Annotated in this window: 27 protein-coding genes; 3 read left to right on the forward strand and 24 right to left on the reverse strand. The window is 36.9% G+C overall.

Going from position 1 to position 26,318, the window contains the following annotated elements; translation table 11 throughout:
- Positions 1-7 precede the first annotated feature (7 nt).
- The 9 genes from hypF to OTK00_RS08150 are packed head-to-tail and all read right to left on the reverse strand — an operon-like array spanning position 8 to position 8,430.
- Positions 8-2,275, reverse strand: coding sequence for a carbamoyltransferase HypF (gene hypF / locus OTK00_RS08110; RefSeq protein ID WP_045169805.1), 2,268 nt, complete (start codon positions 2,273-2,275; stop codon positions 8-10).
- 15 nt (positions 2,276-2,290) lie between these two features.
- Positions 2,291-2,956: a hydrogenase nickel incorporation protein HypB gene (gene hypB, locus OTK00_RS08115; RefSeq protein ID WP_045170207.1), complete on the reverse strand. Its 666-nt coding sequence runs from the start codon at positions 2,954-2,956 to the stop codon at positions 2,291-2,293.
- Positions 2,946-3,299 (reverse strand): hydrogenase maturation nickel metallochaperone HypA, encoded by a 354-nt coding sequence (hypA, locus tag OTK00_RS08120; RefSeq protein WP_045169806.1) that lies wholly within the window; start codon positions 3,297-3,299, stop codon positions 2,946-2,948. The genes hypB and hypA overlap by 11 nt, the downstream gene beginning before the upstream one ends.
- Before the next feature lie 18 nt (positions 3,300-3,317).
- Positions 3,318-3,704 carry a 4Fe-4S binding protein gene (locus tag OTK00_RS08125; RefSeq protein WP_045169807.1) on the reverse strand — a complete coding sequence of 129 codons (387 nt, stop codon included), beginning with the start codon at positions 3,702-3,704 and terminating at the stop codon, positions 3,318-3,320.
- Between the two features lie 29 nt (positions 3,705-3,733).
- Positions 3,734-4,813 carry a hydrogenase large subunit gene (locus OTK00_RS08130; RefSeq protein WP_045169808.1) on the reverse strand — a complete coding sequence of 360 codons (1,080 nt, stop codon included), beginning with the start codon at positions 4,811-4,813 and terminating at the stop codon, positions 3,734-3,736.
- Positions 4,814-4,820: 7 nt separating this feature from the next.
- The gene (locus OTK00_RS08135) at positions 4,821-5,192 is read right to left on the reverse strand and encodes an NADH-quinone oxidoreductase subunit C (RefSeq protein ID WP_045169809.1); all 372 of its coding nucleotides are present in this window, start codon (positions 5,190-5,192) and stop codon (positions 4,821-4,823) included.
- On the reverse strand, positions 5,176-5,640 hold the full coding sequence (locus tag OTK00_RS08140; RefSeq protein WP_045169810.1) for an NADH-quinone oxidoreductase subunit B family protein: 465 nt from the start codon (positions 5,638-5,640) through the stop codon (positions 5,176-5,178). Before OTK00_RS08140 ends, OTK00_RS08135 begins: the two co-directional genes overlap by 17 nt.
- 22 nt (positions 5,641-5,662) lie before the next feature.
- Positions 5,663-6,523, reverse strand: a complete 861-nt coding sequence (locus OTK00_RS08145) for a respiratory chain complex I subunit 1 family protein (protein ID WP_045169811.1) — start codon at positions 6,521-6,523, stop codon at positions 5,663-5,665.
- The gene (locus OTK00_RS08150; RefSeq protein ID WP_045169812.1) at positions 6,520-8,430 is read right to left on the reverse strand and encodes an NADH-quinone oxidoreductase subunit 5 family protein; all 1,911 of its coding nucleotides are present in this window, start codon (positions 8,428-8,430) and stop codon (positions 6,520-6,522) included. Before OTK00_RS08150 ends, OTK00_RS08145 begins: the two co-directional genes overlap by 4 nt.
- A gap of 168 nt (positions 8,431-8,598) precedes the next feature.
- Between OTK00_RS08150 and OTK00_RS08155 the strand changes: the two genes are divergently transcribed.
- The gene (locus OTK00_RS08155) at positions 8,599-9,462 is read left to right on the forward strand and encodes a Cof-type HAD-IIB family hydrolase (protein WP_268760761.1); all 864 of its coding nucleotides are present in this window, start codon (positions 8,599-8,601) and stop codon (positions 9,460-9,462) included.
- A 50-nt stretch (positions 9,463-9,512) separates the two neighbouring features.
- Here the strand turns inward: OTK00_RS08155 and OTK00_RS08160 are convergent, their stop codons facing one another.
- Positions 9,513-11,645, reverse strand: a complete 2,133-nt coding sequence (locus OTK00_RS08160; protein WP_045169814.1) for an N-acetylmuramoyl-L-alanine amidase — start codon at positions 11,643-11,645, stop codon at positions 9,513-9,515.
- Positions 11,646-11,809: 164 nt separating this feature from the next.
- Between OTK00_RS08160 and argC the strand changes: the two genes are divergently transcribed.
- Positions 11,810-12,841, forward strand: coding sequence for an N-acetyl-gamma-glutamyl-phosphate reductase (argC, locus tag OTK00_RS08165; RefSeq protein WP_045169815.1), 1,032 nt, complete (start codon positions 11,810-11,812; stop codon positions 12,839-12,841).
- Positions 12,842-12,874: 33 nt separating this feature from the next.
- Positions 12,875-13,756 carry an acetylglutamate kinase gene (gene argB / locus OTK00_RS08170; protein ID WP_045169816.1) on the forward strand — a complete coding sequence of 294 codons (882 nt, stop codon included), beginning with the start codon at positions 12,875-12,877 and terminating at the stop codon, positions 13,754-13,756.
- A 51-nt stretch (positions 13,757-13,807) separates the two neighbouring features.
- Here argB and rlmH read toward each other — a convergent pair whose 3' ends face one another.
- From rlmH to galE, 14 genes are all read right to left on the reverse strand, one after another.
- The gene (gene rlmH, locus OTK00_RS08175; RefSeq protein ID WP_045169817.1) at positions 13,808-14,272 is read right to left on the reverse strand and encodes a 23S rRNA (pseudouridine(1915)-N(3))-methyltransferase RlmH; all 465 of its coding nucleotides are present in this window, start codon (positions 14,270-14,272) and stop codon (positions 13,808-13,810) included.
- The gene (locus OTK00_RS08180) at positions 14,269-14,736 is read right to left on the reverse strand and encodes a low molecular weight protein arginine phosphatase (protein ID WP_045169818.1); all 468 of its coding nucleotides are present in this window, start codon (positions 14,734-14,736) and stop codon (positions 14,269-14,271) included. Before OTK00_RS08180 ends, rlmH begins: the two co-directional genes overlap by 4 nt.
- Positions 14,736-15,782, reverse strand: a complete 1,047-nt coding sequence (locus tag OTK00_RS08185; RefSeq protein WP_045169819.1) for an L-threonylcarbamoyladenylate synthase — start codon at positions 15,780-15,782, stop codon at positions 14,736-14,738. The genes OTK00_RS08180 and OTK00_RS08185 overlap by 1 nt, the downstream gene beginning before the upstream one ends.
- A 275-nt stretch (positions 15,783-16,057) precedes the next feature.
- On the reverse strand, positions 16,058-16,831 hold the full coding sequence (locus OTK00_RS08190; protein WP_045169820.1) for an OmpA family protein: 774 nt from the start codon (positions 16,829-16,831) through the stop codon (positions 16,058-16,060).
- Between the two features lie 5 nt (positions 16,832-16,836).
- Positions 16,837-17,634 carry a flagellar motor protein gene (locus OTK00_RS08195; protein WP_045169821.1) on the reverse strand — a complete coding sequence of 266 codons (798 nt, stop codon included), beginning with the start codon at positions 17,632-17,634 and terminating at the stop codon, positions 16,837-16,839.
- Between the two features lie 61 nt (positions 17,635-17,695).
- Positions 17,696-18,763 carry a peptide chain release factor 1 gene (gene prfA / locus OTK00_RS08200; RefSeq protein ID WP_045169822.1) on the reverse strand — a complete coding sequence of 356 codons (1,068 nt, stop codon included), beginning with the start codon at positions 18,761-18,763 and terminating at the stop codon, positions 17,696-17,698.
- 4 nt (positions 18,764-18,767) lie between these two features.
- On the reverse strand, positions 18,768-19,658 hold the full coding sequence (gene prmC / locus OTK00_RS08205) for a peptide chain release factor N(5)-glutamine methyltransferase (protein ID WP_052670916.1): 891 nt from the start codon (positions 19,656-19,658) through the stop codon (positions 18,768-18,770).
- Positions 19,648-20,589, reverse strand: a complete 942-nt coding sequence (locus tag OTK00_RS08210; RefSeq protein WP_045170209.1) for a DUF1385 domain-containing protein — start codon at positions 20,587-20,589, stop codon at positions 19,648-19,650. Before OTK00_RS08210 ends, prmC begins: the two co-directional genes overlap by 11 nt.
- Positions 20,590-20,677: 88 nt before the next feature.
- Positions 20,678-20,887, reverse strand: a complete 210-nt coding sequence (gene rpmE / locus OTK00_RS08215; RefSeq protein ID WP_045169823.1) for a 50S ribosomal protein L31 — start codon at positions 20,885-20,887, stop codon at positions 20,678-20,680.
- A gap of 140 nt (positions 20,888-21,027) precedes the next feature.
- Positions 21,028-21,732, reverse strand: coding sequence for a PrsW family intramembrane metalloprotease (locus OTK00_RS08220; protein ID WP_045169824.1), 705 nt, complete (start codon positions 21,730-21,732; stop codon positions 21,028-21,030).
- Positions 21,733-21,760: 28 nt separating this feature from the next.
- On the reverse strand, positions 21,761-22,618 hold the full coding sequence (locus tag OTK00_RS08225) for a DNA-3-methyladenine glycosylase family protein (RefSeq protein WP_045169825.1): 858 nt from the start codon (positions 22,616-22,618) through the stop codon (positions 21,761-21,763).
- A 93-nt stretch (positions 22,619-22,711) separates the two neighbouring features.
- Positions 22,712-23,284 (reverse strand): N-acetylmuramoyl-L-alanine amidase family protein, encoded by a 573-nt coding sequence (locus OTK00_RS08230; protein WP_045169826.1) that lies wholly within the window; start codon positions 23,282-23,284, stop codon positions 22,712-22,714.
- A gap of 161 nt (positions 23,285-23,445) precedes the next feature.
- Complete coding sequence (gene rho, locus OTK00_RS08235) at positions 23,446-25,101, reverse strand: transcription termination factor Rho (protein WP_045169827.1); 1,656 nt, start codon at positions 25,099-25,101, stop codon at positions 23,446-23,448.
- Between the two features lie 215 nt (positions 25,102-25,316).
- A complete protein-coding gene (galE, locus tag OTK00_RS08240; protein WP_045169828.1) occupies positions 25,317-26,309 on the reverse strand; it encodes a UDP-glucose 4-epimerase GalE in 993 nt (330 codons plus the stop codon).
- Between the last annotated feature and the right edge of the window lie 9 nt (positions 26,310-26,318).

Here is a 26,318-nt window from a genome sequence, read left to right on the forward strand (position 1 = left end):
AACTCCTTTAACAGTTTTTTAACAATTGAAGAGTATAATATACCTGTCCAGCTGAAATTCCACCATCGTTAATTGGAAAAACAGTATTGAAGAAAACTTTAAACCCTTCTTCCTCTAAAAACGAGACCGTTTTGGAAAGCAAATACTTGTTCTGGAACACTCCTCCAGAAAGTACTACAATGTCTTTATTATAATTTTCTCTCAACACCTTTGCTACTTCAACAACTATTTTTGCAACTGTGTTGTGAAATCTGGCAGAAATTATTCCTCTGTCCTCATTCATTTTTATATCATGTATAATCTGTTGTAATATATACACAATATCTATCTCTATTTCATGGTTAAAATTCATAACAAAACTATAAACACCATTTTCACTTTTATCAGCTATGCTTTCCAAGATCATAGGGATTTGAGCTTCAAAGCTATTTATCTTCCCACAGCCAAGAAGTACTCCTACAATGTCAAAAAGTCTTCCCATGCTTGAGGTAAGAGGAAAGTTGAAAGTCTTTGCTATTTTTGAAACTTGCTGCAAAACTTTGTTTTCACCAAAAAAGGTATGAGCAAACTCCGGATCAATAAGGTTTGAAAAATAATATGCCACTCGAGAAGGCTCCCTAATTGCATTCTTACCGCCAACAAGAGGGTAGTATTTTAAGTGAAATACCCTTTTTGCATCAGCTCCATCAATAACAAATCCTTCGGAGCCCCAGATTTTTCCATCAAGTCCCAAGCCTGTACCATCAAATGCAAAACCTATACACTCATCTATTTCATTTTCAAGCATACATGAATAAATATGAGCAAGATGATGCTGAACAAAGACAATCTCTTTATTTTGATCTTTTGCTATCTTTTTAGCAAGAGAGGTAGTAAAGTAATCCCTGTGATAGTCACATGCTATATAGTCAAAGTCAAAATGGTAAAGGTCTATCAGGTCTTTGAGGCTACTTTCGTAAAAATCAATGTATTCTTTTGTGTCAAGGTCACCAAGATACTGGCTCAAAATCACCTCATATTCCTTTTTGAGTGCAATTGTGGTCTTTTCGTGACTGCCCAGAGCAAGGATATTTTTATCTGCAGTTTTTCCCCTCAGCTTGAATGTAACTGGTGCAAAGCCTCGACCCGAACGAACCAGTACAAACTTGTTATTTAAAACAAAACCCACAGAATCATCACAGCGTCTTACTATTTTTCTGTTGTGATACAGGACAATGTCGGCAATGCCGCAGAGCCTTTCAATCGCCTCAACCTCATCAACAATCATTGGAATGCCTGACAGGTTTGCCGAGGTTGCAACCAGCATCTCTTTGTCTGTCTTTGCCAGAATGTAATCCAGAATCGGTGTATACGCTCTCATAACACCAAGTGTATGAAGACCACCATTTACATGCAGAAAATCTCCTGTCTTTTTCTCAAAGAGGATTATAGGACATCTGGGTGAATTAAAAATTTCTTCTTCATATTTACTGACATTGCAGTACTTTTTAACCGTTTCAATATCCCTGCACACAAGTGCCATGGGCTTGCCTTCTCTTTTCTTATTCTGAAAAAGCCTTTCTACAGCTTCTTTGTTATAAGGGTCAACTACTAAATGAAATCCACCAATTCCTTTTATAGCAACAATCTTCCCCTTTTTTATCTCCTCACATACTTTATCCAAAAGCTCCATGTTACTGCCATCTATATGCTTTTTCTTCTTAAAAGAATACAGAAAAAGGCGTGGACCACATACAGGGCATGTTGTTGACTGTGCATTAAATCTCCTGTTATCCGGCATATAATATTCTCTTTTGCAATCATCACAGAATTCAAACTCTTTCATTGAGGTTTTATCCCTGTCATAAGGCAAGGATTCTATCATTGTATATCTTGGTCCGCAATTTATACAGCTTATAAACAGATTCATAAAATGCCTGTGATTTTTATCATAAAACTCCCTTTTACATTCTTCACAGAGCCCCAAATCAAAAGGGACTACTGTCGAGATTTTACCTTTGCTGCTTTCAAGGATATAAAAATCATTTTCGTTAAAATCTGGTTTTATCTCGAACTTTTCAATCATCTCAATTTTAGCGTTTTTGGGAAGCCTTCTTGCGATGTATTCATCAATAATTTCGGTATTTTCAAGCTCACCCTGAAATTCTGCCAAAACTCCCTCGCCTATGTTTTTGACAAAACCAGCAAGCCCCAGATCTTTTGCAAGATTATAAATAAAGGGTCGGAAACCGACCCCCTGTACAAGCCCTCTGAAGATGTATCTGTATCTTTTCATTTTTATACTTGACCCCTATTTATGATTAAAGTATGAGCTGAATAGCTTTGAAAAATAGTCCTCAAGTTCATTCAAACCTTCTGATGTTTTGAACGAAACCTTAAAAAGATTCAAATTATCTCCTTTAATAGCTTTCAGTCCTTTTATATACCTTTCCATGTCAAAACCAATTACCTCTGCAACATCAATTTTTGACAGCACAACAACATCGCTACTTTCAAACATTATAGGGTATTTATAAGGCTTGTCATCACCTTCAGCAGCAGATGATATAACAACTCTCATGTTCTCGCCCAAGTCAAATGAGGATGGACATATCAGATTTCCAATATTTTCTATAAAAATGATTGTATTCTTCCCGGGATTCAAATTTAAAATAGCCTCATTTATACTATCTGCAACCAGATGACAGGCACCACCTGTGTTTATCTGCAGCACCTTTACACCAAGTTTTGAAATCTCCTCAGCATCAATTGTAGAAGCAACATCCCCTTCAATCACAGCTATGTTGAACTTATCTTTAAATGCATTTATCATTGTTCTGATAAATGAAGTTTTGCCAGCACCCGGCGACCCCATTACATTTATCAAAAACCATCTATTTTCTTTTGCAAGCTCTCTGATACTGTCAGCCGAAAATTCATTTTTTTGTAAAATATCTTTGATAACCTTAATTTTCATCTCCATCATCTACCTCTATAGATTCAATATAAAATTCTTTGCCATACTGTGTAAGCTTCCCTAAGGCTTTGCATTTCGGACAGAGAAAATCTTTTGTCCTCTCAAAATATTCATGGCATGCATTGCAAAAAAGCAAAGCCTTTTTTTGTTCAATCTCAAGTTTGCTCCCTTCCAGGATTGTACCCTTTGTTAGAACATCAAAGTAAAACTTCAAAGACTCATCGATAATTCCACTGAGCTCACCCACAATGACTTTTATGGATAAAACTCTTTTGGGCTTTATCTCTTTTAGCTCATCTTCTGCAATCTTTATCAGCTGCTGTGTGACAAAATACTCATGCATCCTCATATTACCCTTTCTTTATGAACTGCTAACACCTGCAACCTTTATCTCCTTTTCTTGAGCAGCTTCCTGTGCTTCCTGCTTTTGAATATAAAGCTCTTTGTAAGTTGTAGGATTATTGAACTGTTCTTTTGAAATTAAACACTTTTTTGGGCAGGACTCAACACATACATTGCAAAGTACACACTTGTACTGGTTTAGCTGCCATGTCTTTGAACTTCTGTCAACTGTAATGGCATTTGCCGGACACTTTCTCTGACAAATGCCACAAAAAATACACTTTTCTATTTCAATTTCAAGACTCCCTCTTGTCCCTTTAAAAAAAGGTCTTTTCTCCTTGGGATAGAGCCGTGTTGCAGGTTTTGAAAATAGATTGTTCAGCACATTTTTGACCATCCCAAACATCTTCGCATTCATCCCTCTTTCCTGGCTTTTTACCTTTCTGTACATGAAATACACGGATCAATTGTCAAAACAAGCATTGGAACTTCTGCAAAATCAACACCCTGTAGCATTTTTACAAGCGCAGGAATGTTGGCAAAAGTTGGTGTTCTTATTCTGAGCCTTTCCAAGTTTTTGGTCCCATTTGCTTTAATATAGTAAACATCCTCGCCTCTTGGCTGTTCAACTCTTGATATTACTTCACCATTGGGAAACCCCTTTACAGGTGTTGATATCTCACCTTCTGGCATCTTGGAGATTGCCTGTCTTATAAGGTCAATTGACTGATAGCATTCCCTGAGCCTTACTTTTAATCTTGCATAGCAATCTCCGTCGGACTCTACCACAGGTTCAAAGTCAAGTTCGCCATATGCAGCATAACCTGTTGTCCGCAAATCCATATTGATTCCACTTGCCCTTGCCATCGGTCCAACACAACCAAGTTCATACGCTTCTTCTTTCGAAAGCACACCTACTCCTACAAGCCTTTTTTTGACAGTGTAGTCGTTCAAAAACGCACCTTCGATCTTCTTTAGCTCCTCTTCAAGCTTTGCAAGGTTGTCCAGAATAAACTTCTGTTTATCCTGGTCTATATCTCGCCTCACACCGCCAATGATGTTTGTTGATATTATAACCCTTGAACCTGCTGTTGCCTCCATCAGATCCATTACAAGTTCTCTGTTTCGCCAGCACTGCATAAACAGGCTTTCAAAACCAAATGCATCTGCTAAAAGCCCGAGCCACAGATGGTGGCTGTGAAGCCTGTGAAGCTCTGACCAGATGACACGCAGGTATTTTGCTCTTTCCGGGACTTCAACACCCATCAACTCTTCAATACCCTGGCAGTAAGCGAGTGCCTGCTGGAAAGAACAAATCCCGCAAACCCTTTCAACTACATATATGTTCTGGTTAATGTCCTTCTCTTCGGCAAGCTTTTCAAGCCCTCTGTGAACATACCCAATTGCAGGGATTGCCTCTACAACCTTTTCATCTTCCAGCACAAGCCTCAGTTGAAGCGGCTCCGGCAGCACAGGATGCTGCGGTCCAAATGGAACTACTGTCCTTTTTCCCAAAGCTTTCTTACTCCCCTTTCTTGACCTTCACAACTGGCTTTTTGCGCATAGGACTTTCAAGCTCATCTGTTATCATGAACTTTCCTTCATAGTCAATCAGAAGATTTTCAAACTCTATACCAAACAAATCCTTGATTTCATTTTCAACAAACACAGCTGCAAAGTATACATCTGAAATTGATGGTATTTTCTCGCCATTTTCTACAGTCACCCTCAGGTTTTTAAGCTCATAATCCTTATCAAAGTGATATATTATATCAAATCTGCCATCTCCCAGATCAACACAGGTTGCTGTGACAAACCTGTGCCCGCTTGATTTGAGTTCAAATACCTCTTTTTTCAAATCCTCTTTCTGTATCTCTTTAAGATTTTGCAGCATTCAAAATCTCACCCTTTTTCATATTCTTTTTCTTTTCTTCCAGGATATCCGCAGCTTTTAAAATGCCCTCCATAATAGCTTCAGGTCGCGGTGCACACCCGGGAACATACACATCAACAGGGATGACAGTGTCTGCTCCGCCCAGAGTGTTGTAGCACTCTTTAAAAATTCCACCTGAACACGCACAAGCCCCTATTGCCACAACCGCTTTTGGGTGTGGCATCTGATCGTATATATTTTTTAAAACCCTTGCATTTCTGTGGTTCACTGAACCTGAGACAACAAGTATATCAGCATGCTTCGGATTTCCTACATTTATAATTCCAAACCTCTCAACATCATATACAGGAGTAAGTGTTGATAAAATCTCTATATCACAGCCATTACAGCTGTTACAATCATAGTGAATAATCCATGGTGATTTTTTCAGAGCCTTTTTAAAAATCACTCACTATCCCACCTTTGTCTTCTTATAATACTCTGTATTTTATATATACCCAGATGAGATTTACCAAAGCAAGACCCAGAGCAATTGACCATGTAAATTTTAGCATTATTCTCCATGTGAGTCTTGCTGATATGTTATCAATCAAAATCTCCAAAAAGTAGCATAAAACCATTGCAAAAATTGCAACTGCTATATTCTTTGCAAAAAATAAACCTATTAAAAGAAGCAAAAGAACAAGCTCATACCAGTGCCCAAGCTCAATCAGCCCCAGAACAGGACCTGCAAACTCTGTTGTAATACCTTTTACAATCTCCTGATGCGCATGGTGCGATGTTGACAAATCAAACGGAGATTTTCTGAGCTTTATTGTAAGTACATAGGTTAATGCTATAAATATAAATGGAAGATCCAGTATCAAAAACCCTGGATACTTTATTGCATCGTATACCTTAAAGCTGCCAGTGACCAAATAAATTCCAATTATCACAGCTATTAAAACCGGTTCATAAGCAAGCACAGAAATCAGCTCTCTGTGAGCACCAATCCTTGAGTAAGGTGAGTTTGTAGATATCGCACCCAGAATTAATGCTGTCACAGCAAAAGCAAGCACAAATAAAATCAAAAGCAAATCCATCTTCAAAACAAACATAACAAGTGCAACCACATTGAATACTAAAAAGAGAAATGCATAAAGAATCTGGGTATTTGATACAACAATTGTCTCTTTTGAAAACAGCTTGAACAAATCATAAAATGGTTGCAATATGGGTGGACCAAATCTATTTTGCATACGTGCAGTGATTTTTCTATCAATACCACTCAATAACCCACCAATGATTGGTGCTATTACTACTGTAAGCAAAATTAGATAGACTTCCTTCACTTCAATATCACCCCAAACATTATAGCAATTAGTGCAATTGAAATAATATTTGAAATCAAAGTGATGTTGTTTTCTCTAACCAGGGTATCAAAATAGTAGTTTTTAAACTCAAACTCAACAGGCTTATCTTTTTCTGCTCTGAAGCTGAAGTTATCGTCGTTTTCGCATGACATATAAACCCTGACATATCTTTTTGGTCTTAAAAGCCTGTACAAAATCACACCTGTTACTATCCCCACCACAAGTATTCCAAAAAATACAAACGGATTAAATCCGAAAAAGTCTTTAATATATAGTTCTTTCAGCCCTCTGCTACTTACCCCGGAAAACCTTGCGAAGGCTGATTTAAAAAATGGAACAACAAATACGTTTGTAAATTGCACCATAAATGCACTCACAATTATTACAAATATCGATATAGCCATCAATGGCAGGTGTCGCAAAGCCTCAAAATATTCAATTCTTTTTGTATCTTTTCCATCAGAGAGAATTTTTCCGATAAACTTTGTCCAGAACACGACAGTAAATGCACTGCCAAATATTATTTCAAGCATGGCAACAATATTCTGGGTTGAAACTTCTATTGCAATCCATTTTGTAATCAAAACACCAAACGGCAAAAGCAGCATAGAGATACTTCCCAAAAGAGTAAGATATGCTGCTAATGGCATTTTGTATTTAATCCCGTCCATATCTTCTATATTTCGTGAACCAATGCCCTGCTCAATTGAACCCACACACAAAAACAAAAGCGCTTTTGAAACACCGTGTAGAATAATCAAAAGTGCTGCTGCATAAATTGAATACACATTTGCAATAGATGATAGTGCAATTATAAGCCCCAGATTTGAAATTGTTGAGTATGCCAGAATCCTTTTTGCATTTGTCTGAAATATTGCCAGAAGCGCTGCTGCAACAAATGTAAATGCCCCCAGAACAGCAATTATATTTGATAACCACGTATCAATATAAACAGGCGATAGCCTCAAAATCAGATAAACCCCTGCCTTTACCATTGTGCTTGAATGCAAAAGCGCTGACACAGGTGTTGGTGCTACCATTGCACCCAAAAGCCAGCTTTGAAACGGAAACTGTGCTGATTTTGTAAATCCCGCCAGTGCCAAAAAAGCAACTGGTATCATTAATATAGCGCTATCCTGCGACTTTATAATCTCACTCAAAGAAATAGCACCGGATTTATAGTACATAAATATTATACCCAGCACAAAAGAAAGCCCGCCGACAGAGTTTAGCAAAAGGGCTCTTGTTGCATTTTTAATACTTTCTTCATTCTGGTCATGTGAAATTAACAGGAATGAGCAAAGGGTTGTAATCTCCCAGAAAAAGTACACCCACAGGATATTGTTTGACAAAACAAGCCCGTTCATAGCACCCAAAAAGAGCATTATTACCCCAAAGAATACATTCTGCCTGCTTTTTTCAAGATGCAGGTGTTTTTCATGCTCATCCATATATGAAAGAGCAAAAATACTGATAAGTACCCCTATTACATTTATCAGCATAAGCATTATAAAAGTCAGATGGTCAACATAAAAGACACTTTCAACTTCCAATTTTCCTGCCCTAAATTCAAACACAAACATAAAAACAAATTGCAAAGCTGCAAGAAGGCTTATGAGGTTATTTCTGAGTTTTATACCTATCAAGAATATTACAGCGAGCAGGAAATAATCAGCAAATGTTATAAGATACTCAAGAGCAACACTTAAACTGTGAGAAAGCTTTACTTCTCTGTCACCCTGCAAAATAGCAAATACCATCAGTACAACCAGCACAGCAGACATCAAAAAAACAATAGCTTTTCTGAACGTGTTATTGTTAAACAGATAAACAAAAGCTGCAGCTATAATTGGTACAAATATAAGCGCTAAATAGATATACTCCATATGCCCAATATTGCCCCTTTCTCTTTGTGATGATAAACTATTGCTATTAAGATTATAGCATATTCTCGTTGTCTTGTATACAGTATGCAAAAGTTAATTTGTTAACAAAGTCCAAAATATATGAGAACCTTCCTTCTTTTTTTGTTTAATATTTCTGGTAAGAAGGTGATGAGCTTGATAAAACTTGCTGCAATCGACATAGACGGAACGCTATTGGATGACAGTGGTAACATTCCCGAAAAGAACCTAAAAGCCTTGCAAAAAGCATCAACAGAATACGGTATAAGTATAGCTCTGTGTACTGGAAGGGGTGCCTCTGCTTTTGAGATTGCTAAAAAGCTCCAGGTTGCCTGCCATCTAATATTAGCAAATGGAGTTTACATTTTCGATAATATTCTATCCAGGCCCATTGTGAAAAACTATTTAAAAGAGAGTGCAAAAATAGAGATTTTGAGCTTTTTAGAACAAAGTCATTTTGATGTTGATTACTATATCGTCCTGGGTTTTGAAGAGGATTTCCATATGATATACAAATGGAGAGATAACCATGATACATACTTTTTGAACTTTGTAAAAGGAAGGCAGCTTCACAAACCAACATATCCTCAAAAAAATCTTCTTGATTTTGCAAAATCTCCAATCAGTCATATTGGAATTGTTGGAAGGTATGATAAGTTAAAATATCTGGCAGATATTTTTAAAAACCTAAGCTGCAACATAAACGTTATTTTATATTATGCATCTGATAACAAAGACTATGGATTTCTGGAAATTCTTGATATTGAGTCTTCTAAAGAAAAAGCTCTTTTAAAACTTTTAAAAATCAAGTCAATAAATCCAGAAAATGTTCTTGCAATTGGTGATAACTTCAATGACACTGGCATGTTTGAAATTGCAAATGTAAGTGTTGCAGTTGCAAATGCGCCTGATGAAGTAAAAAGACTTGCAAAGTTTGTAACATGTGCTACAAATAATCAGGGGGCAATTGCAGAAGCTTTCGAAAGATTTGTGTTTTGCAAAAAGCAGATCTGAAAAAAACAAAAGGGCTGGTCTTTCGAACTACCTGCCAGCCCATACCTTATTTATCTTCGGTAATTTGTCCTTATAAGCTCCACAGCATCGGCAATAGCCTTTGCAACTGCGTCTTTGAAAGAATCACTTAAAAGAAGGTTCAAATCATCCTGATTTGTCCCAAATGCAACCTCCACCAAAACAGCCGGCATGTTTGATGTTTTTAAAACAACCAGATTGGGTCTTTCAACAATACCTTTGTTTTGCGTACCTACATTTTTAACTATATAGTCCAGTACAACCTGCGCAAATTGCTTATCCGAAATAAAACCATTTAAATTCTTTTCCTTGTACAAAACCATTGTGCCACGGGTTTGAGGATTGTTTATTGCATTGTTGTGGATAGATATAAACAGGTCAGCATTAAGGCTATTTGCCATCTTTGTCCTGTCATAAAGGTCAACAAACTTGTCTGTCTCTCTTGACATGTAAACATCATACCCGAGACTTTTGAGCTTGTCTCTGAGCCTCAATGATATATCAAGGTTAAAATCCTTTTCGTTGTATGTTATTTTTTTGCCATTGACAATCTTTGTATAGATGGCACCGGGGTCAGACCCGCCATGCCCGGGGTCAATAAAGATTTTAAGCTTTTTCTGTTGTTTTGGCTTTTGTGAAAAACCGATTATGATGTTTTTTTCGCTTTTGTTAATTGAAGCTACATAATCAGGATTAACCGCAATAGTTACTGTGCAACCATCATCCTGATATACCGAATAAACACTGCTGATAATTGTACCTTTGAGATTGTAGACATCATCTGAGATTGCAACCGGATTTTTGCTAACTATTCTTATTATGTTGTTTGCAGTATCATATGTGTAGTTAATGTCATATACAAATGGAGAGCTTATAACAAGACCATTTGTATTATAAAGCTTTATGTTTGCATATTGATTCGCAAACACAACTTCCAACTTGCTATCAAACCTGTTCATCACAAATACATTTGCCTTTGTTGAAAAAACAACCTGAGCATTGTTTGAATCAATATTTGAAAGAACATAGTAATCTATTATTCCATCATTCACCTGAAAAAGACTTCCATTGTCAAGGTTAAATTGAGCGCCTTTTAAATTTAAAACAACAAATGACTCATCTGCCCTGTAAATATCACTTACAACCGTCGGCACAATATCCATCTGTACTACAGAAAAGCTATCTGCGCTTGTGATGTTAATCTTTTGCACCATGTAGACACTGCTTTTGGCTTCATAATTATTCTGCTGACTTTCCTGATTATTACCAGAAAGATTTATATTGCTGCTATCTATATTTGTTTTATTTTCAATAACCTCAGGCAAATCAATTTCAACTTTTATTTGGTTGTCAGCTTTGCTGATTTTATAGTTTTTAACCAAAGTAGCATCATAATCAATAACAACTCTTGCAAATGGCTCTCCAGTTGATGTTTTGTTCAAAGCATGTCTTATTCTTAAAATCCCACTTTTGCCAATTTGAATAGTATTGTTTTGTAAATTATCAATTGTATTTAAAATATCTACTACTATCCTGTCAGGATTTGATAAGACATAATCTTTGTATGTAGCAGATGCAGAAGTAATTATCAGCAAAGTGAATTTGTTATTTTCAATTGAATATTTCAAATCAGAAAGATAAATGCTCTGCGATACTGCTCTTTGTAAATCCCCCCGTGATGTCAAAATTTTAGAAGATGAATTCTTTTTATTTGAAGAACTTTTCTGACTGGAAGATACTACAGCCTTTTTGGCTGTCAATTTAACTATCTTCCTGGCTCTGTCTTCCTGATAATAATATCCAAAAATTGATGATATATCCTTTGCCAGTATGTATGATTTCCCGTTTTTGAGCAAGACCTTTCCAGAAAGAGTTTTCCTGGTTTTATTGTAATAGTAATAGGTCCTCTCAATATAAAATTCATAAGTATCTTTGGATTTTCTTGCCGAAACCTTTTTAGATTTTGAGTCATATGAAACCGCATATCCCTTATACCTGAAAAAGTCGGAGAGAGCAAAATAAATGCTTTTATTATATTCCAGAATCCTGACCGAATCAACCTGCTTGCTATCTACAAAGAGTTTGTAAGAGGTGGCCGCAAAAGCTGAGACAAGTAGCAACATGGAGATCAAAAAAACTACAAACGATATTTTTGTCTTTTTCACCACAACCTACCCCGCAAAAAATGTCATTTATAGTTATATAATACCCCACACTGTCGAATAAATCAATTTAAATATTTGGCAAAATGCTATTGTATTATTATACACATTGATGTATAATTATTTGCATAGTAAACAGTCTATGAATTTAAGGAGATGAAAAAGAGTTGATTAAAGCATCCATAATCGGTGCATCAGGATACACCGGAATTGAGCTTATAAGGCTTTTGTTAAAGCATCCTGATGTCGAAATTTCATCAATTATTTCGTCCAGTAACAGGGATATTCCTATAGAAAAAACAAATCCTCAGTTTAAAAAAATTCTAAATCTGACTTTTAAAGAATTTGACGCCGATCTGATAAAGGAAGCAGATGTTGTTTTCTGTGCTCTTCCACATGGAGTATCACAGGAATATGTCAAATTAGCCTATGACCTTGGCAAAGTTGTAATTGACTTAAGTAGCGATTTCAGATACAAAGACCTTGCTAGATATTCAAAAGACTATGGTGAACATAAGTATACAAATCTTATAAGTGAAAGCAGCTATGGTCTTTGTGAAATATACAGAGAAGAAATCAAATCTTCAAAGATAATAGGAAATCCCGGCTGTTATCCAACAAGTGCTATCCTGGGCTTAGCACCACTTTTGAAGAAAAAGCTTGTACAAAAAGATAGTATCATAATTGACTCAAAATCGGGCGTATCCGGCGCCGGTAAAAAGTCAGACTTTGCTTATAGCTTTTGTGAGGTTGATGAAAATTTTAAAGCATATGGAGTTGCAAAACACAGGCATACAAGCGAAATAGAAGAAAAGTGCAGCTTTCTTTATGGTGAAACCTTGAATATTTCATTCACACCACATCTTCTACCTGTAAAAAGAGGAATTCTGTCAACAATATATGCAACACTTACGAAAAATTTGGATAAAAATGATCTTATTGAAATTTACAAACAGTTTTACAAAGATGAATTTTTTATAAGAATATATGAAGATGGTTTGCCAGAGTTAAAATATGTTACAGGAACAAATTTTGTTGATATAGGGCTTGAAGTTGATAGAAAGACAAACAGAGTAATTGTAATTTCATGTATTGACAACCTAATTAAAGGAGCTGCCGGACAGGCTATACAGAATATGAACATTAAGTTCTCTTTGAATGAAAAAACAGGTCTTGTAATGGCCGGAGAGTATTTTTGAAAAAAGTAAAATTCATGGAGGAATGACAAAAAAATGTATGAAGAGATGGATAAATTGATTGAAAAGGCAAGTATTTTAATAGAAGCCCTTCCCTACATTCAAAAGCTTTATGGCAAGACAGTTGTAATAAAATATGGTGGAAATGCAATGATAAATGACAAACTAAAAAACTGGGTTATGGAAGACATCACACTGTTAAAATACATTGGTGTTAATCCAATTGTTGTACACGGTGGGGGACCGGATATCAATTCTGTTTTGAAAAAATTAAAGGTTGAAAGCCAGTTTGTAAACGGTCTTAGAGTGACAGATACTCAAACAATGGAAGTTGCGCAGATGGTCCTTGTTGGAAAAACAAACAAAGAGCTTGTATCAATGTTAAATCAAAAAGGTGGAAAAGCAATAGGCATATGTGGAATTGATGGAAATCTGATTCAGGCAAGAAAACATTATGAAATTGTAAACGGAGAGAAAGTTGACTTAGGTTTTGTGGGTGAGGTTGTGTCAATCAACGCAAAGGTTCTGGAGATGCTTGCAAAAGATGAATACATACCGGTTGTTGCTCCAATCGGCGTTGGAGAGGATGGTACAAGCTATAATATCAATGCCGACACTGTTGCTGCTGAGATTGCAAAGGCAATAAAAGCTGAAAAGCTCATGTTTATGACAGATGTTGAGGGATTAAAGTTCGACAAAAACAGCCCTGAGATTATATCGGCAATCAGCGCCGATGAGGTTTTAAAGATGATTGATGAGGGAAAAATTGATGGTGGAATGATTCCAAAGGTTTTGGGCTGTATTGACGCTCTGAAGCATGGAGTTGGTCGTACTCATATTCTGGATGGTCGAATTCCGCATTGTATCCTGCTTGAAATATTCACCGACAAAGGAATTGGTACCATGATACATTTATAACAATAAAAACAAAATGTTCAGGCTGCTCGTATACATAAAGAGCAGCCTGTTTTATTTATGATATTTAATCCCTTTAATAATTGTAAATCCCCTGTAAACCTGTTCATAAACAAGCACTCTAAAAAGCTGATGGGGAAAAGTAAATCTTGAAAATGATATCAGCAAATTTGCTCTTCTTTTTACAGCATCTGATAGTCCATTTGAACCACCTATTACAAATACTACATCCTCACTCTTTGAGATTTTTTCATGAAGCAGCTGTGCAAACTGCTCAGAACTCAGCTGAGTCCCTTTTACATCAAAAACTATTACATAGTGATTATCTTTTATATGTTTCAAAATCTTTTCAGCCTCTTTTGCCAAAAGCAACTCAATATTTGGATACCTGTTTTCATCCTCTTCTTTTATTTCAACTTCCTCAATTTTTATCCACTTAGAAAGTCGTTTTCTATACTCATCTATAGCTTCTTTGAAATATTTTTCTTTTACTGTCCCAACACAAATTACTTTTATCATATGTCATCCACTTTCGTCAGGAGTCTGTCAATCAGGCTATTTAACTCATCTCTGCACTTTCTGTACTCGTCAATATCACCACCGTATGGGTCAACCACATCAAGGTCATCCCTTCTATCTGATACATACTCTTTTAGAGTAAAGACCTTATCCATCGCTCCAGGATACATATTGATTATTGCCTCTTTATGATATTTTTCCATTGTCAAAATCAAACTGCTCTCCTTTATCATATCTTCACTAATCAACCTTGACACATGAGAAGAAATATCAATTCCGAGCTCGTTCATAACCAATACGGCATTCTTTGAAGCCTTTTGCGGAAAAAAAGCAGACAGACCAGCCGATTCAACCTCAATATTGTCTATATTCATCTTCCTCAGCTTATCCTTTAAAAGATATTCAGCCATAGGACTTCTGCACGTATTCCCTGTGCACACAAAAAGTATCTTTTTCCTCTTCATCACAACACCTCAATTACATTGTTCGCTGAGGCTTTGAAAAGCCTGTTTTCAAGTGCAAGATATTCTATTCCAAACTCTCCCCATTCACAGAGAATATAATCAACACCAAGCTGATTAAACTTTCTCAGGACAGAAAACAGATTTCTGCTACACTCTTCACAGTCAAACATGCTACCCAGTATCAGTTTATACTGAGATTCAAAATTTAAAGCTGTCTCATAAAAGCAAAGTATACCAACCCTGTATCCTTTCGCCTCCAAATTTTTCTTTATTTCGTTTATCTTATCTATCCTTTTATGAGCTTTACCTTTAACCACTATCAATTTTGCATCCGGCGCATAGTGCCTGTACTTCATACCCGGTGCTTTTGGTGATGATGAAATATTCCCATTCAAAGCCGAGGGGTCATATTCAATCTCATCTATAATCTCTTTTAAAACAGAAAAAGGCACTGCACCCGGGCGCAGTATACAGGGCTTTGAGGTGCTCAGGTCAACAACTGTTGATTCAAGCCCAAAAGAGCACCTGCCACCGTCAATTATCACATCAACTTTGCCAAAAAGGTCATCTATCACATGCTGAGCTTCGGTTGGGCTTGGCCTGCCAGATACATTTGCAGACGGTGCTGCAATGGGTACACCTGATAGTCTTATTAATTCAAGCGCAATTTTATTATTCGGCATTCTAATGCCAACTGTTGAAAGTCCTGCTGTGACATTATCAGGAATACACTTTTTCTTAGGCAATACAATTGTAAGAGGTCCTGGCCACAATCTTTTAATGAGGTCATATACTCTTTTGTCGGTAACTTCAGCACACATCTCAAGCATATCTATTGAAGAAATATGAACAATCAATGGATTGTCCTGAGGTCTTCCTTTTGCCACAAAAATCCTGTCAACCGCCTCTTTCAAAAGTGCATTTGCTCCAAGTCCATAAACAGTCTCGGTGGGAAATGCAACCAGACCACCTTCTCTTAAAATTTGAGCCGCCTTTGAAAGTTCATCATAATCTATTCTCTCTTTAGCATCAATTATCATGGTCATAACTCCAACCACTCCAGCAAAAGTAGTGCAAAAAATTTATCACAAATCAGAAATTGTCTCAATTGTAAGTAGTCTTTTTGCAATTATATTCCGTAATCATCTTATTCTAAACATCATATCATTACACCAGCATATGCTATAGGACAGGTTTACATAAACCCATAAAAAAACTTAATAAACAAACCATTAATTAATCAATATCTACTATAATTGGTATAAAATATTAATAAGCATTGTTGTAAAATACTGAACCTTATAAACAAAAATACAAGCATCTATCTTGCAGGCTCTGCTTTGCTGTAAACTGTTCTCAAAATCACAATAGTGACTCTTCTGTTAAGAGCTCTCCCTTCAGGTGTTTTGTTTGACGCAATTGGCCTGTATTCGCCATATCCCACAACAGAAAACCTTTCCGGTCTTACTTTTGAAACTTTTAGAATTTCCTGTAAAACAGTGGTCGCTCTTGCAGTTGAAAGCTCCCAGTTTGAATAAAAGTACCTGTTATGAATGGGAACATTGTCTGTATGTCCTTCAATTCTGATATTATTGTTCGGAACCTTTTCCAGTATCTTTGCAATCTCATGCACAGCCTCTTTTGCCTGGGGCGTTAGCTGTGCAGAGCCACTGTTAAACAGAACATCTTTAAGTAAGATCGACAGCCCTCTTTCTTCCTGTATCACAAGCACTTTCCCTTCAATACCGTGCTCTTTAATAAGACTCAAAACCTGTTTCTGAACATCATTTATAATCTCCTCTTCAGTCATCTGCTTGTTTTTGGACGTTCCACCAACCTCGGTATTGGTCCCTTTTACATTCTTACCCGACAGACCTTCAAGAATCGAAGGACCGGAATTTTCGAATATATAAGCAGTACCTTTTAAAACAGATGTCAGTGATTCTGTGAAATTTTTGAATTTGTCAATGTCAAGTCTACTCATTGAATACATGACAATAAAGTAGATAAGCAAAAGTGTTATAAGGTCGGCATAAGTAATAAGCCACCTTTCATGGTTTTCCTTTTCGGGTTCTTCAACTCTTTTAACTGCCATTTATATCAACCCCCAACAGCTGCGCTCGCAGCTTCTGTTGCCTGTTTTTCTTTCTGACCACCTTCGTTTAGCATTCCACCTATTTTCTCTCTGAGTATTCTCGGGTTTTCACCGGCTTGAATGGACAAAAGTCCTTCAACGATAATTTCGTTGAGCATCCTCTCCTGTTTTGCCTTGGTCTTTATCTTTTTGCCAAAGTTAAGCCAAATAAGGTTTGCCGAAGACACACCATACAAAGTTGCAACAAACGCAACCGCGATAGCCGGTCCCAACTCATCCGGATTGGTAAGATTACTCAGAACCGAAATCAGTCCCATAACAGTACCAATAATACCCATTGTGGGCGCATAACCTCCTGCTGCCTCAAAAACCTCGGCCGCAGCCTTTAGTTCATTTTCTGCAAGATAAACCTCTCTATCCAAGATATCTTTTATGACCTCACCTTCGATTCCATCAACAACCAATCCCAAGCCTTTTTTTAAAAGCGGGTTTTGGATGTTAGGAAGCTCCTGCTCCAAAGCCAAAAGTCCTTCCTTGCGTGCCCTGTCAGAAAGCTGAACAAGCTGCTCGACAATCCCCGCAAAGTCAATCTTCTTGTCCATAAAAACCATTTTAAGATGCTTTACTGCAAGCTTTATTTCAGACATCGGAAATGAAACCAGAACAGCTGCTATTGTCCCACCGAAAACAATCATTGCAGCGGAAATCTGCAAAAGCTTTGCAGGATTACCTTTTTCAATTATAAACGCAGTCAAAAGCGAACCAAATCCTAAAATCAGTCCACCAATTGACAGTATATCCATCTTTCTGCATCATCCCTTTTTTTGTAATTTCGCACACTCTGTCAAATCAATTATCGGCAAATCAGCTAACCTCTTTTAATCTTTCTGTTTGAAAGTAAGTAATAAGTGCATCAATTATCTCGTCAAGGTCACCGTCCAGAATCTGTTCAAGTTTGTAAAGCGTCAAGCCAATTCGATGATCGGTAACTCTTCCCTGTGGGAAGTTGTATGTGCGGATTCTCTCGCTCCTGTCACCTGTCCCAACTTGACTTCGCCTTTGCGACTCTATCTCTTTCTGTTGCAAAGACTGATAATAATCATATAGTCTTGCTCTGAGTATTTTCATGGCTTTGTCTCTGTTTGCGTGCTGCGACCTCTCATCCTGGCAGGAGACAACAATCCCTGTAGGTTTATGGATGATTCTCACAGCAGACTCAGTTTTATTTACATGCTGACCCCCCGCACCGCTTGCCCTGAATGTATCAATCTCAAGGTCCTCTTCTTTTATCTCAACTTCAACTTCCTCAACTTCGGGAAGTACTGCAACAGTTGCAGTGGAAGTATGAATTCTACCTCCTGATTCTGTAACAGGAACTCTCTGGACTCTGTGAACACCACTTTCATACTTTAGCCTGCTATAAGCACCTTTACCGCTTATCATAAATATGACTTCTTTAAACCCATCAAGGTCACTTTCGCTTGTTGACATTACTTCAACCTTCCAGTTCTTCCTCTCAGCATATCTTGAATACATCCTGAATAGCTCTGCAGCAAAAAGTGCTGCTTCCTCACCGCCTGCCCCCGCTCTTATTTCCATTATAACATTTTTTTCATCGTTTGGGTCCCTGGGTAAAAGTAAAATTTTTAGTTCCCTTTCAATAACCTCTTTTTGTTCTTTTGCCTGATTTAGCTCCTCTTTTACAAGCTCTTCGAAATCCTGGTCAATGTTAGAATCCAGAAGTTCCTCAGCTTCCTCAATTGTTTTTATTATCCTTTTGTATTCTCTAAATTTCTCTACAATCGGTTGTAAACTGCTGTGCTCTTTTAGAAGTCTTTGCCACTCCTGAGGGTTACTTATTATCTCAGGATCTGCTATTTTCTTTTCAAGTTCCAAATATTTTTCTTCTATAACCTGAAGCTTTTCTATCATCCAATCACCCCTGACTGATGTTGCTTAACTCCCATCTTGCGTACACACATCTTTCTATATTACTGAGGTCATTTTTCGAATCTATATTTTTATAACCCAAACTCTGCAAAATACTCTTTACACTCTTTGCCTGATTGTACCCAACCTCAAGTATTATATACCCACCATTTTTTAGATACAATCCTGCATTTTTTGCAATTTGCTTAAAATGCCAGAGTCCATCCTCGCCCGAAAACAAAGCTATTCTGGGCTCTTTTAAAACTCTTCTGTCAAGATCTGATATTTGTTTTTCAGATACATAAGGTGGATTGCTAATGATTGCATCAAATCTATATGAAGATGGAATGTTTTCAAACAAATCACTTTTTATAAACTCAATTTTGTTTTCCACATTATTCAACTTTGCGTTTTTTCTGGCAATTTTAATAGCATCTTCTGAGATATCAACTGCCACAACCCTGCAGGGTAAAAACTTGCAAAGTGCAACTGCAATACAGCCACTTCCTGTGCCCATATCAAGAAAAAGAAGATTTTCCTTACCCTCAAAAATCTCAATTGCAACCTCTATCAAAGTCTCTGTATCAAAACGGGGGATTAAAACATTCTCATCCACATAAAACTCAAGTCCCATAAAGTAGGCTCTGTTTGTACAGTATTGAAGTGGATAGCCCGCTGCATATTTCAAAGCTGCATAAATTATTCTCTGATAGTCTTCTTCTTCAATTGTCAAATCCTTTTCTACCACCACTTTTGTTTTGTCCATCCCCAGCATCTGGGAAACAAGCAAAATAGAAATCTTGCTGCAATCTTCACCATCTTCGGTGCATGAAGCTTTCAAAGTCCTCTTTACCTCACCCAAAATATCACCGAGCCTTTTACTTCCACTACCACTCATCCAGGCTTTTGTCCTCCGGAATGACCTCTTTTAACGCCTCAATTGCAACCTCTATCTGTTTTTCATCAGGTTCTCTTGTTGTTATGTTCTGAAACCACAGACCAGGATATGATACTATCCTGGCAAAAAGACTTTCACTTCTGCCCGCCCATCTTATTATCTCATATGAAACACCAACAATTACAGGCAAAAGCAAAAGTCTTATAATCATCCTCAACCAAACAGACTGCCAGCCTGAAAATGTAAATACAATGATACTGACTATTATTACAATAAATAAAAAACTGGTGCCACATCGTGGATGGTGGGTAGAAAACTTTTTAACATTCTCAACCTTCAGCTCACAGCCATGTTCATATGCAAATATTGTTTTGTGCTCAGCACCATGATACTCAAATACCCTCTTTATCTCCTTCATCTGAGATGCAAGCATGAGATATAAAATAAAAATTATTACTCTGACAATTCCTTCAATCATGTTTTTCCCAAAATTGCTCATTTCAATTTTTCTAAATATCTCAACAGACCACGTTGGAATATAAAAGAACAAAAGCACACCAAGCACCATCGACAGAATAACAGAAAAGTATATTGCAATATCAGTTATTCCTATTTTTTCAAAGAATTTCTTTTCAAAAAGTTTGTCAAAAAAGTCTTTTTGCTTCTCTTTTTCTTCCTGTGGCAAATCTTCCATAGCGATGTCTGCTGATTTCATCAGAGCTTTTGTACCCAGAACCATCTGTTCAAACAAAATGAAAATTCCCCTTATAAAAGGAATTCTCTTGAATGTGCTTGTATCATCTATTGTCAAATCTTTAACCTCTTTATAAAGCTCACCATTTGGTTTTCTTACAACAACCGAAATCTTTTTTGGTCCTTTCATCATAATACCCTCAATCAGTGCCATTCCACCAATCGTAGTTTTCTTCATCTTCATCTTCATCTTCCCATCTTTATAAAAATTGTAAAATAAAAAGGATTAGCACAGGCTAATCCCCTTTTTGTGCGCACCTGATGTTTTATTTTTGATCAAGACCATACTTTTTCATAAATCTTTCAACTCTTCCTGTTGTGTCAACAAACTTCTGCTTACCTGTAAAGAATGGGTGACACTTTGAACAAATTTCTACATGGATTTCTTTCTTTGTTGAACCGGTCACAAATGTCTCACCACATGCGCATCTGACAACTGCATCATGATAGTATGCTGGATGGATTCCCTCTTTCATTCTTCTCACCTCCTGCCAAAATTTATGTTAAATTGTGTTATTCCTCATTCTAATAGTTTTCTTTTTTATACCCATAAAGGCGCAAGATTATTTTACAACAGTTATGTATATTTTACAAGTGCTTTTTAGAAAGAGTGAAATTAAAAATACAGCCTTGAAATCTCCTGACTTCTTTTTATCAATCTTAAACAGTAGGTAAAAAGCAAAAGCTCATATACCCCAACAATTAAAAGAGCACCATAGATATTTAGCATCAGCACAAAATCGTAAAACCCGTGCAAAATCATTGGTAGGATCAATGCCACTTTGAAGTACCAGTAGCTTTTATCAGGCGGTGCAAACTTTGCAAAACCCAAATAGTATCCCATCACCACTCCAAACATTGCATGAGCCGGAACTGCCATAATACCTCTCAGTACTATCACATAAATTGTATCCTGGGGTGATGCCTGAAAGGTTTGAAGAACATATCCTACATTTTCAATTGCTGCAAACCCGACAGCTGAAAAAACACAGTAAACTATCCCATCAAAAGGCTGATTAAAATATGGTGTATCATAAGCAACTCTCAAAACAACAAACCTTTTAAAATATTCCTCTGTAAGACCTGCTACAACAAACGCTTCAAACACAATAAAAGAAATCCTGCTTGAAGCAGAAATTCTGCCATATGCCATTAAAAAATATTCAACCGGTACAACTACAGCGCTTATAAGCACTCCCCATAAAAAGGTCTTTAAAAGAAGATGCAGTGGCTCTTTTTCAAACCTGTCTCTCACATATATATAAAGTGCAATAAACAGAGAAGGTGCTACACTGAGGATTATCAGCTTATAAGGAATCATGGTGTGCATCCTCCATAATCTCGTGTTTTCAATTTTTGTAGTTATTCCTTATATAGTGAAACAGAAAAAGCTGGGCATAACCTGCTAAATCTCCAAATGATTCTATAAAGTTTTTTATTTGTTCTTTTGTTTCAAGTCGGTAAAACTCCTTTAGTACCCGCCTCACCCACCTGTCTATCGGGAATATATTGTATTTTTGCAGTGAATATAATAAAATACAATCTGCAACTTTATCTCCAATCCCTTTTATACTCTTCAAAACTTGCCTTGCCTCCTGGACATCCAGATCAACCAACTCATTTAAATTGACAGTCCCGTTTTTTATTTTTTCAACAGCATCTTTTATATACTCTGCTCTATAGCCCAGTCCAAGCTGTTTAAAGTCATCAATTGATGCATTAAAAAGACTATCTTCTGCTGGAAATGACCAGGCAACATACCCTTTGTAGGTTATCTTTTTACCAAAAGTCTGGCAAAGTCTCTCTATTAGAAGCTGAATTCTTTTTATGTTGTTATTCTGAGAAATAATAAAGGAAATCATACATTCAAATGGCTCCTGGTTTAAAAGCCTCATACCTCTGTACTTTTCAACTGCTTCTCTTAAAATGATGTCGTGTTTGGACAGCCTATCTAAAATCTGGTCATAGTCCTTGTCTAAATCAAAATACCAGTAAAGAGATTTTTTAAATTCATCAGGTGAACAATTGTAAATATCAAATGTATACTCATCCTGTGGCTTTATAAATATAATCTTTTCATCCACAATTCCTATGTAAAAATCATCCATTTTTCTCCACCTAAAACACTGACCACTGAAAAAGGTGGCGTCAAAATCAATTTGAGCTCCGCTTATTCGAATAAAATCTGTATATTCTTTTATATTCAACAAATTCATTCCTTTCAGTATTAAAATTTCAAAAACAAAAAAAGCCAGGTATATTTCTGGCTCTATTTTTTAATTATTAGAATACAGCATTTTTTATGCTTTATCAATATTTTTTTGATAGTTTGCTACTCCGTTTGCAATTGCCATAGCAAGCTGGGTCTGGAAAGTATCGCTTTTGAGCATTGCCTCTTCTTCCGGGTTACTTATAAACCCGCATTCAATTAAAATTGCAGGCATCTTGGTCCACTTTAAAACATAAAAGTTAGCAAATTTTACCCCTCGATTTAAAAGCTCTGTATTTTTAACAATACTTTTTTGAACCTCCACAGCCAATAAAAATCCTTTTTTGCTATCTTTGTAATAATATGTCTCAACACCTCCTGCAGTATCTCTCTGGCTGCTGTTACAGTGAATACTGATAAAAATGTCTGCACCGCTGCTATTGGCAATATTACACCTTGCTTTGAGGTCTTCCTGAATGTTTCTCTGCTCCCATGAAGGTTTATCAGACTCTCTTGTAAGCACAGTTTCAATTTTGAGTCCATCCTCCAGAATGTATTTCAGTTTTAGAGAAATTGCAAGAGTTATGTCCTTTTCTTTTGTTCCATTTTTTCCTATTGCACCGGGGTCTTTCCCACCATGGCCAGGGTCAATACACACCTTCACTTTTATCACCTCCCAAAAATCAGTTTATTCCAAAAAAGCAGCAGATGTTAAATTCAAAAAAACTTTTAGAATAAAAAAAGTAGCTGCTTTTTGTATATAAAAAGCAGCTACTTTGCTCTAAATCTCACTCCGATTGTTACAAATCTCAAAAAAATTTAAATTTATAACAGGTTCTTCAATATTGTCTTTACAAATTCTTCATTTGACTTTGTCTTTGCTAAGCTATTGATAATTCTCTCTGTTGTCTCAGCAGTCCCAAGATTAGACAAAGCCCTCCTGATAGCATCAACTGCAGCTTTTTCCTCTTCAGAAAGCAAAAGCTCTTCTCTTCGTGTTCCGGACTTGTTGATATCAATCGCCGGGAATATCCTCTTTTCAGAAAGTTTTCTGTCAAGGTGAAGTTCCATGTTGCCTGTACCTTTGAACTCTTCGTATATAACATCGTCCATCCTTGAGCCTGTCTCAATAAGAGCTGTTGCAAGAATGGTCAAACTTCCACCTTCTTTCAGGTTTCGTGCCGCACCAAAGAACTTCTTGGGCTTGTGAAGAGCATTGGGGTCAAGACCACCGGAAAGTGTTCTCCCAGATGGTGGTTCCACCAGATTATAAGCCCGGGCAAGCCTGGTAAGACTATCTAAAAGTATAACCACATCCTTTTTGCACTCAACAAGTCGCATAGCTCTTTCCAGCACCATCTCAGCAACCTTGATATGGTGTTCTGGCGTTTCATCAAATGTAGAATAATGAATCTCTGCTTTTATGGAATCTTGCATGTCTGTGACCTCTTCAGGTCTTTCGTCAATCAAAAGGACAATCAAATGTAAATCATTGTAGTTTGTCAGAATACTGTTGGCTATTTTCTTTAAAAGAGTAGTCTTACCAGCTTTTGGTGGAGCGACAATAAGACCTCTCTGCCCCCGTCCAATTGGAGCTATCAGATCAATCAGTCTCACTGCTAAATCATTGGGCTCTTTTTTGTTTTCCAGTATAATTCTTTTATTTGGAAAAATGGGAGTTAAATCTTCAAATGGTATACGTTTTGCAACCTCTTCAGGTTTCATATCATTGACACTCTGGACATACAAAAGCCCTGCAAATTTTTCATTTTCCTTGGGTAATCTAATCGGACCTCTTATCTTGTCACCGGTTTTGAGATTGAACTTTCTGATTTGAGATGGTGAGACATAGATATCATTTGGTCCAGGCATGAAAGAGTCGTCTCTTAAAAAACCATAACCACCGCCACCGCCAGGTTCATATATAATCTCTAAAACTCCCTCTCCTATGCCTCCTATCTCAACCTTACCCTCCAGCTCTTTTAACTCCGGCGGAATCTCAAAAAGCATTTTTTCATCCTTTTTCTCTTTTAATTCCACAATCTTCTTTTCCTCTTCCTTTTTATCTTCCGGTTCCACTTTTTCTTGAAGCTTTTGATTCTCCTTTTTGTCGATCTCTTCTACTGCTTTTTCATCAATACGGGATGTTTCAAACTCCTGTTCTACAGCAGTTTCGTTTATGTCAAATTTTTCTTTATTTTCTATTTCTTTGGTTTCCCCGGCTTGAACTTCAATGGCTGCGGCTGCTTGTTCCTGAATTAGCTCGCTTTTTTTCTTTCTCCCTCTTTTTTTCTTCTCTTTTTTCTCCATACCCTCAATTATTTGTGTGTTCTGCTTATCTGCACCAATAAAATCTTTAATTGCTTCAATCAGCTGATTCTTTTTGAGCAAAGAATATTTTTGAATACCAAGACTTTTGGCAATTTCTCTAAGTTCAATTATCGACTTCCCACTTAAAAATTCTTCTACAGACCCAGGCACTCTTTTCCCTCCTCCTGTTCTAAAAATCTTTTATACTCTATTAACTTCTGTGCGGGGAAGTTAATTGCAAGAGATGAAGACCAATCTGACATAATTTATTTTAAGAGTAGAAAATTATATTGTCAATAGCACAATTTTAAAATCTGAATCAAAATTTGTACAAAAAATAAAAACCCGAATGTGTCTACACAGCATTCGGGCACACAGAAAAATTTTTAATCCTGCTTTCCACTGTAACCTTCCGGATGTAAAGAATGCCAGCGCCATGCAGTAGAAATTATAACATCCAGACTATTATACTGCTGCTGCCAGCCAAGCACTTTCTGCGCTTTTTTTGATGATGCAACCAGCACCGAAGGGTCACCTGCCCGTCTTGGTCCAATTTCATACGGGATTTTTTTACCCACAATTTCACTTGCTTTTTCAATTACTTCCATAACAGAAAAACCCATTCCATTTCCAAGGTTAAATATGTCACTCACATTATATTTTTCTAAATACTCAAGCGCTTTTAGATGAGCATCGCATAGGTCAAGAACATGAATATAATCCCTTATGCATGTACCATCCTTTGTGCTGTAGTCATTACCATACACAATGACCTTATCCCGTATACCAAGCGCTGCCTGAAGAACAATGGGAATCAGGTGTGTCTCGGGGTTGTGGTCCTCTCCGATAATTCCATCCGGATGAGCACCTGCCACGTTGAAATATCTGAGTGAAACAAATTTTAAGCCATACGCATTGTCCATCCATTTCAGCATCTTCTCAATTGCAAGCTTTGTTTCACCATATGGATTTGTGGGCTGAGTTTTATCTGTTTCAAGAATAGGAATATTTTCTGGTTCGCCATACACTGCAGCTGTGGACGAAAATACAATTTTTTTAACATTGTGCTTTATCATTGCATCTACAAGATTAAGTGTACCATAGACATTGTTGTAATAATATTTTAAAGGATTTTGCACACTTTCACCAACCAGAGAAGATGCTGCAAAATGAATTACTGCAGAAATTTCATTCTCGGAGAAAACCCTGTCTAAAAACTCTCTGTCTTTCAAATCTCCATTGTAAAACTTTCCGCCGAGTACCGCTTTTTTATGACCTTTTTCAAGGTTGTCAATTACAACAACTTCATACCCTTTTTCAAGCAAAAGCCAGACCATATGACTTCCTATATATCCCGCTCCACCAGTTACAAGTATCATTACTACCAA

This window comes from Caldicellulosiruptor morganii, from assembly GCF_026810225.1.
Classification (GTDB): domain Bacteria; phylum Bacillota; class Thermoanaerobacteria; order Caldicellulosiruptorales; family Caldicellulosiruptoraceae; genus Caldicellulosiruptor; species Caldicellulosiruptor morganii.